At 64.0% G+C, this 7,621-nt stretch carries 7 protein-coding genes; 5 read left to right on the forward strand and 2 right to left on the reverse strand.

From position 1 onward, the window contains the following. Positions 1-70 precede the first annotated feature (70 nt). Entirely contained in the window at positions 71-1,300 is a 1,230-nt protein-coding gene (locus CCR94_RS05375) for a TCR/Tet family MFS transporter (RefSeq protein WP_104506859.1), read from the reverse strand. A gap of 182 nt (positions 1,301-1,482) precedes the next feature. Continuing rightward, the gene (locus tag CCR94_RS05380) at positions 1,483-2,859 is read right to left on the reverse strand and encodes an alginate export family protein (RefSeq protein WP_158254634.1); all 1,377 of its coding nucleotides are present in this window, start codon (positions 2,857-2,859) and stop codon (positions 1,483-1,485) included. Here CCR94_RS05380 and CCR94_RS24970 point away from each other — a divergent pair. The 5 genes from CCR94_RS24970 to CCR94_RS05400 all read left to right on the forward strand — a co-directional run. Next, complete coding sequence (locus CCR94_RS24970) at positions 2,849-3,148, forward strand: hypothetical protein (RefSeq protein ID WP_158254635.1); 300 nt, start codon at positions 2,849-2,851, stop codon at positions 3,146-3,148. The two genes, CCR94_RS05380 and CCR94_RS24970, sit on opposite strands and share 11 nt — an antisense overlap. Before the next feature lie 35 nt (positions 3,149-3,183). Beyond that, complete coding sequence (gene parE, locus CCR94_RS05385; RefSeq protein WP_104506838.1) at positions 3,184-5,226, forward strand: DNA topoisomerase IV subunit B; 2,043 nt, start codon at positions 3,184-3,186, stop codon at positions 5,224-5,226. 59 nt (positions 5,227-5,285) lie between these two features. Further along, positions 5,286-5,825 (forward strand): cytochrome b, encoded by a 540-nt coding sequence (locus tag CCR94_RS05390; RefSeq protein ID WP_104506839.1) that lies wholly within the window; start codon positions 5,286-5,288, stop codon positions 5,823-5,825. Between the two features lie 94 nt (positions 5,826-5,919). Continuing rightward, complete coding sequence (locus tag CCR94_RS05395) at positions 5,920-6,162, forward strand: cation:proton antiporter family protein (RefSeq protein WP_104506840.1); 243 nt, start codon at positions 5,920-5,922, stop codon at positions 6,160-6,162. Between the two features lie 243 nt (positions 6,163-6,405). Continuing rightward, the coding region (locus tag CCR94_RS05400; protein WP_104506841.1) for a DEAD/DEAH box helicase at positions 6,406-7,621 on the forward strand (1,216 nt) is incomplete at its 3' end.

A 7,621-nucleotide genomic window follows, 5' to 3' on the forward strand; every position in this document is an offset into this window, starting at 1 on the left:
AACTCTTTGTTTTCGCGTGTTTTTTTCCGAAAACCGGTGTCCACCTTTTGGGATCATGCTCCCGCGCGGCTCACGCCGGCAGATTTTTCAAGGCGCCGCGCCGCGCCAGCGCCACGATGACCAGGAAGCTGAACGAGAGCAGCAGGGCGGACAGGCCATAGGCCAGTCCCGGCTGTTTTCCGCTCGCGATCTCGAAGGCGAGCAATTGCGTGAACGTGATCGGGCCGATCATGCCGGAGACGCCGCGCAGGCTCGACACCGCGCCTTGCAGGGTTCCCTGCTCGGAAACGTTGACGAAGCGGGTCGCCATCGACTGCATGGCGGGCGCGGCCAACCCCCACAGCGCGATCAGCGGAATCGCGGCGATGAAGGCCCAACCGGCCGGGGCCACGGCGAAACCGACGAAGCCGGCGACGCCGAACAGCAGGCCCGCGACCGCCGAAGGCGTCTCGCCGAATTTCTTCACGCTCTGCCGCACCAGGCCGCCGGCCACGATGGTCTGGGTGATGCCCACCGCAGCCAGCGCCAGACCGGTCTCGGTCGGTGTCCAGTGATAGCGGAAATCCGTGTAGATCACGAACAGGCACGGCAGCGATTCATGCGCCAGCAGCGACAGGAAGATGGCGGTGGTGACCAGCGCCAGACCGGGTTCGCGGCCCAGGAACTTCAAGGCGCCGATCACATTGGCGCTGCGCCAGACGAATTTGCGCGTGCGGTTTTCCGGCGCCAGCGATTCCGGCAGGACGAAATAACCGTAGATGGCGTTGAGCAGGCTGAAGGCCGCCGCGCCCCAGAACGGCAAGCGCAGGTCGATCTCGCCGAGCCAGCCGCCGATGGCCGGGCCGATCACGAAACCGACCCCGAACACGGCGCCGAGCAGGCCAAATTTCGCCGCGCGCTTTTCCGGCGGGGTGATGTCGGCGATATAGGCCTGCGCCGTGGAAAAGCTGGCGGCGGCGGCGCCCGAGGCGAGACGGCCGATGAACAGCCAGGTCAGGCTCGGCGCCAGCGCCATCACCAGATAATCGACGCCAAGCCCGATGTTGGAGAGCAGCACCACCGGGCGGCGGCCGAACCGGTCGGACAAGGCCCCGAGCACCGGTTGGCACATGAACTGCATCATCGCCCAGGCTATACCGAAATAGCCGACCCAGCGCGAGGCGGCGGAAAAATCCCCGCCGCGAAAGGACACGATCAGTTTTGGCAGAACCGGGACAATCACGCCGAGCGCAATGACATCGAGCGCGGCCGTGATGAAGATGAAAATGAACGCCGCCTTGCCCGGTTTGTACGACTGCATCGTCAACGCCTCCACGCTTTATTTCGTGTAACGCGTCGTTGACAGGCGATGCAAATGAAATTTACCGTTCCGGCGCCGCAGCCTGTCGCAAGGGAGTCGCCCTCCCCCGCGCCGGATTTCGCGTTTTCCGGGCCTCGCCCCGAGCATGCGCCTTATCGCGAATTCGCGCATGAGCGTCCAGGCTAGAACTTGAGCTTGGCGAACAGCACGCCAAAGGTCATGTTCTTGCCGCCGGCGCTGGTGAGCGCCGGCCCGGCCTGGAATTGCGCGAGAATGGCGCCGAGTTGCAGCGATTCATTATATTGCCAGCGCGCGTCCATCGAAACTTCCGAACCGACCCGCGACCCCCTGGCCTTGCTGGTGTTGGCGAGCGCGGAGAAGCCCGACCCGTACAGCCCGTCCGTGGTCGAGGCGCGCCACAGCATGTCGTAGCCGAGCACCACGGTCACGCGCTCGACCGGTGTGACGCAGAGGACCGGCCTGAAATCGCGGACGTTGGAGGGCACGAGGACCGAGGTTTCCGCGAAATAGGGCAGACGCGGGAACATGGCGTTGAACGTGCCGATGGTCGTCTTGTTGTGGGCGTTGTCGCCGGAGGCGTCATTGGCGGAAAAGCCGATGCGCGGCGTCCAAGGGGTGGCGGCGAAAGTGTAGCCGGCGACGACGGCGAGCAGATGGGCCTCGATATTGAAGTTTTGCGCGCCGGAGCGGAACCGGCCGGTCTGCCAGGAGCCCTCGAGATTCCAGTCGAAGCCGCCGGCCTTGCCGAACAGGCGGGCGCCAAGCGTTTGCGCCTTTTCCGAGCCGGAAAGGCCGCGCATCTTGATGGAATTGTTCTCGTAATCGAGCACGTAGAGATCGGTTTTCAGCGGCCCGATCACCGGCGTGGTGACATAGACGCCGCTCAGGCGCTGGGCGCGGTTGGTGGAATCGTCCATCGCATATTCGGTGTTGACGGCGGGCTGCACCGCCAGAATGTCGACACTGGCCTCGCCGATCTTGTCGGTGACGCGCAGGCCGTCGAAGTCGCGGCGCGCGTTCGGTCCCTCGCGCGCCGCGATCAGGCGCTGGAAGCCGAAGGCGAGTTCCTCGCGGCCATAACGGATCGAGGGTTGGTCGCCGAACGGAGACGGCAGCCGCGCCTCGACGAAACGCTGGAACAGCTCCCAGCGATCGGCGTCGGTCGAGGAGGAGGCGCCGCGCCGGCCGAAAATGCGGTCGTCGCCGAGCGTGGCATAGGCGCGGAAATAATCGGTGACATGGAGGTCGGCGTTGAGGTTGGCGCGCTCCAGCAGATAGCCGCTGGCCGCCTGCGCCTTGCCGATGCCGTAATTGATGCGCTGGTAGGTCTCCCAACGCTCGCGCAATTCGCCGCCAAGACTCAGATAGGACGGACCCCACAGGCTCGATCCCAGCGGAATGTATTTGACCCGCTCCCACGGCGTCGGGTTCGGCTTGTTGGCCAGATAGGTGAAATCGTCGTTGTAGCGCAGGAAGCGGAACGGTGGATCGGCTTGCTCCGGGCTTTCCGCGCGGGCCGCGCCGGTCATGGCGGTCATGGCGGTCAGCGCGACAACGCACGCGGCGGCGCGCCAAAAATTGCTGCGCGACGCGCGCGAAAAACTCAAAGACAATCGCATTGCATTCCCCCTCGCGCCTGTTCCCGGCGCTGTGCTCAAGCAACTTACATGGCCGTTTCCGGCGGGGCTTGTTTTCGATCAACCGATCGCGTCCGTCACGACAGATCGAGGTAAGGAATTTGTAAGAAATCGCGACAGCGCGCGCGGGGCGCTGTTGCGCGGTATATTCCGTTTTCGTTCTGTTCCCTTCCACGCGACTTTTTGCTAGGACAATGTTTGAGAGACAGAGCGAATCGGGTTCAAATGGCAGCCAACGACGATCTTTTCGGCAATGCCGCGCGCAAGCCGGCGGCCGCCGAAGCGAGGACGACGGATGCGCGCAAGACCGCGCCGCCGCCCGGAGAAGAGGGCTATACCGCCGCCTCCATCGAGGTTCTGGAGGGGCTGGAGCCGGTGCGCCGGCGTCCGGGCATGTATATTGGCGGCACCGACGAGGCCGCCCTGCACCATCTGTTCGCCGAAGTGCTCGATAACGCCATGGACGAGGCGGTGGCCGGCTTCGCCACCCGCATCGAGGTGCAGTTCGAGGCCGACGGTTTTCTGTGCGTGACCGACAACGGTCGCGGCATTCCCGTCGATCCCCACCCCAAATTCCCGAAAAAGTCGGCGCTGGAAGTGATCATGTGCACGCTGCACGCCGGCGGCAAGTTCGATTCCGGGGCCTATCAGACCTCCGGCGGGTTGCACGGCGTCGGCGTGTCCGTGGTCAACGCTTTGTCCGAGCGTCTGGAGGTCGAGGTCGCCCGCGCGCAAACGCTTTATCGCCAGATTTTCGAGCGCGGGACGCCCATCGGCAAGCTGGAGACCGTGGGCCGCGTAACCAACCGGCGCGGCACCAAGGTGCGATTCCGGCCCGATCCGCAGATTTTCAAGGACGTCTGCAAGTTCAGCGCGGCGCGGCTGTTCAAGATGGCGCGGGCGAAAGCCTATCTGTTCGGCGGCGTCGAAATCCGCTGGAAATGCGCGGCCGAACTGCTGGACGCCAAGGACAAGACGCCGCCGGAGGCCGTGTTCCACTTCCCCGGCGGCTTGAAGGACTATCTGGCCGCCGACATCGAGGGCAAGACGCAGGTCGCGGATTCGTTTTTTGTCGGACGGATCGACAAGGCCGAGCGTCACGGCTCGCTGGAATGGGCGGTGGCCTGGCTCGCGCACGACGACGGCTTCGTGCATTCCTATTGCAACACCATCCCCACGCCCGACGGCGGCACGCATGAGAGCGGACTTCGCTTGGCGCTTTTGCGGGCGCTAAAGGAACATGCCGAGCGCATCGGCCAGGGCAAGCGCGCCAGCGCCATTACCTCCGATGACCTGATGGCCGGTTGCGCCGCCATGATCTCGGTGTTCATCCGCGAGCCGGAATTCCAGGGCCAGAACAAGAGCCGGCTGATGTCGGTGGAGGCCTCGCGCATTGTCGAGGGCGTGGTGCGCGACGCCTTCGACCATTGGTTGGCCGCCTCCCCGGCCCAGGCCAAGAACCTGCTCGACTGGGGCATCGAGCGCGCCGAGGAAAGGCTGCGGCGCCGGGCGGAGAAGGATGTCGCGCGCAAAAGCGCGACGCGGAAATTGCGCCTGCCCGGAAAACTGGCGGACTGCACCAACACGGCGGCGGAGGGCTCCGAACTGTTCATCGTCGAGGGCGATTCGGCGGGCGGTTCGGCCAAGCAGGCGCGCGACCGCGCCAGCCAGGCCATCCTGCCGTTGCGCGGCAAAATCCTCAACGTCGCCAGCGCGACGCGGGACAAGATGGCCGCCAACCAGCAAATCGGCGACCTGATCCAGGCGCTCGGCGTGGGCGTGGGCGCGCATTATCGCGCCGAAGACCTGCGCTACGACAAGATCATCGTCATGACCGACGCCGACGTGGACGGCGCCCATATCGCCTCGCTGCTGATCACCTTCTTCTATCGGCAAATGCCCAAGCTGATCGACCAGGGCCATCTCTATCTGGCGGTCCCCCCGCTGTTCAAGCTGAGCCAGGGCGCGAAGATCTTTTACGCGCGGGATGAGGCCCACCGCGACGAACTGATCAAGAAGGAGTTTCCGCGCGGCAAGGTGGAAATCAGCCGGTTCAAGGGCTTGGGTGAAATGATGCCGCAACAATTGCGCGATACCACCATGGCGGCGGGCAAACGCACCTTGCTCAAGGTGGGCATTGTCGAGGAAGATCGCGAGGAGACTGCGGATTCGGTCGAGCGGCTGATGGGAACGAAACCCGAAGCGCGCTTTGCGTTTTTGCAGGAGCGCGCAGCCTTCGCGGCGGCGTCCGATCTGGTTGATCTTTAGCGCATATGCCCTAAAAGTGGCCCTGAGTTTACCACGCGAAAAGCATTCAGGAGGATAGAATGACTCAAACCAGCGTCGAAACTTACACCAAGCCGCAGATCGGCCTGCATAATCTGATGGCCTTGCTGCTCATCGGTCTTTATCTGTTCGGCTTGTCGCTGGACTCGTTCGACAAGAGCGTGCGCGGGACTTATGTCAACTTCCACGCCCTGGGCGGCGTGCTCGTCTTCGTGCTGCTGGTCCTTCGTCTGGCGCTGCGCGCAAAAAACCCGCCGCCGGCCCTGCCCGCCTCGATGGGGCCGACCTTCGTCAAATTCGCCCATCTCGGCCATTATGCGCTTTACGCCCTGGTGGCGATTATCCCGCTGTCCGGCATATCCATGCGGCTTTTCGCCGGGCACGGGCTCGATTTCTACCTGTTCCAGATCAACTCGCCGTTCGAGGCCAACAAGGCCATCAGCGGCCCGCTGCACGAGGTTCACGAAGTCGCGGCAAATTTGCTGGCGCTCCTCGTCGTCGGCCACATTCTGGTCGCGCTCTATCATCAGTTCGTGCTGAGGGACGGTCTGCTCTATCGCCTCAGCCCGCGCGGCAAGTGAGACGCGGAGAGATTACGCGGCGAGTAATTCGATTGGCGTAAGGCTCGCTTAACCTTCGGTGGGGCATTCTGATGACAAAAGGAGCCCCCCACCGATGTCATCCCAATCCGAAGAACCGGACTCCCGCGGAGCGTCGTTTTTCGACAAGATCGCGCTGTTCAGCGCCGTGGTGTCGCTGCTGTGCGTGCTTGGCGCGCACCTGATCGACCGCATGTCCAGGGACGGCACGCTGGCCGCTCTGGCGGGATCGCGGTCCGCGCCGGCAATCGACTATTCCGCCACGGCGACAATCGGCAAGCCCGGGACTGTTCCCCTCAATCCCTGCGGCAACCGCTAACCCGCCCCGCGGCAAGCGCTGAGCCGGACAGAAAAACGTTGACTTTCTCGCCGCCCGGCCTAAATGTCCGGGCGGCGTTCTTCGTTCGCGCGCGCGCCCCTTCGCCGTTTCGCGTCAAGCGCGTAAAGGCGGCGAAAGCCGATACCCGTCCGATGCCGGTCAAGTCCGGCGCTTTTGCAAGCCGCGACAAAAACCCCAAGTCTAGACAATACCCAAAGTCTAAACGATCTGACTGGAACCTTAATGCAATTTACCGAACTCGGCCTCAGCGAAAAGGTGCTGCGCGCCGTGGAAGCCTCGGGTTACACGACCCCGACGCCGATTCAGGCGCAGGCCATTCCTTTCGCGCTCGCCGGGCGCGATGTCCTGGGCATCGCCCAGACCGGCACCGGCAAGACCGCCGCCTTCGTGCTCCCCATGCTGTCCCGTCTCGAACAAGGCCGCGCCCGCGCCCGCGTTCCCCGCACGCTGATTCTGGAGCCGACCCGCGAACTCGCGGCGCAAGTCGAGGAAGCCTTCAACAAATATGGCTTGCAGCACAAGCTCAACGTCGCCCTGCTGATCGGCGGCGTCTCGTTCGGCGACCAGGAAGCCAAGATCATGCGCGGCGCCGACGTGCTGATCGCCACGCCCGGCCGCATGCTCGACTTTTTCGAACGCGGCAAGCTGCTGCTGTCCGGCATCGAAATCCTCGTCATCGACGAGGCCGACCGCATGCTCGACATGGGCTTCATTCCCGACATCGAGAAAATCTGCAAGCTGGTGCCGTTCACCCGGCAGACCCTGTTCTTCTCGGCCACCATGCCGCCGGAAATCACCCGGCTAACTGAAGCTTTCCTTCACAATCCCGTTCGTATCGAAGTGGCGCGCGCCGCCACCACCGCGATCACCATCGCGCAAGGATTGATCGCCTCGCATGGCGGCGGCGACAAGCGCGAGACCCTGCGCCGCCTGCTGCGCGAAGCCGCGGATCTGAAAAACGCCATCGTGTTCTGCAACCGCAAGCGTGACGTCGGCATCGTTCACAAGAGCCTGATGAAGCACGGCTTTCCCGCCGGCTGCCTGCACGGCGACATGGACCAGCCGGCGCGCATGGCCTCGCTCGACGCCTTCAAGAACGGCGACATCGACATTCTCGTCTGTTCCGACGTGGCGGCGCGCGGACTCGACATTCCCGATGTCAGCCATGTGTTCAATTTCGATGCGCCGAGCCATCCCGAGGATTACGTCCATCGCATCGGCCGCACCGGACGCGCCGGACGCAGCGGCGTGGCGCTGACCATCATCACCACCGAAGATCTCAAGTATCTCCACCAGATCCAGGATCTGATCAAGAAGGAGATCGAGTGGCAGGGGCCGAAGCTCGACGAACTCGCGCCGCCGGAACACACCGAGCGTGACCGCGCCCGCGCCACCCGCACCCGCGACCGCAGGGGCGGCCGAGTGGAGCGCGTCGAGC

Origin of the sequence: Rhodoblastus sphagnicola, assembly GCF_002937075.1 — a bacterium.
Taxonomy (GTDB): domain Bacteria; phylum Pseudomonadota; class Alphaproteobacteria; order Rhizobiales; family Beijerinckiaceae; genus Rhodoblastus; species Rhodoblastus sphagnicola.

Excerpts from the sequence above, each read along its gene's own strand:
- CCR94_RS05375 (WP_104506859.1), bottom strand. The coding sequence starts at position 1,300 with ATGCAGTCGTACAAACCGGGCAAGGCGGCGTTCATTTTCATCTTCATC.
- CCR94_RS24970 (WP_158254635.1), top strand. The coding sequence starts at position 2,849 with ATGGCGGTCATGGCGGTCAGCGCGACAACGCACGCGGCGGCGCGCCAA.
- CCR94_RS05380 (WP_158254634.1), bottom strand. The coding sequence starts at position 2,859 with ATGACCGCCATGACCGGCGCGGCCCGCGCGGAAAGCCCGGAGCAAGCC.
- parE (WP_104506838.1), top strand. The coding sequence starts at position 3,184 with ATGGCAGCCAACGACGATCTTTTCGGCAATGCCGCGCGCAAGCCGGCG.
- CCR94_RS05390 (WP_104506839.1), top strand. The coding sequence starts at position 5,286 with ATGACTCAAACCAGCGTCGAAACTTACACCAAGCCGCAGATCGGCCTG.
- CCR94_RS05395 (WP_104506840.1), top strand. The coding sequence starts at position 5,920 with ATGTCATCCCAATCCGAAGAACCGGACTCCCGCGGAGCGTCGTTTTTC.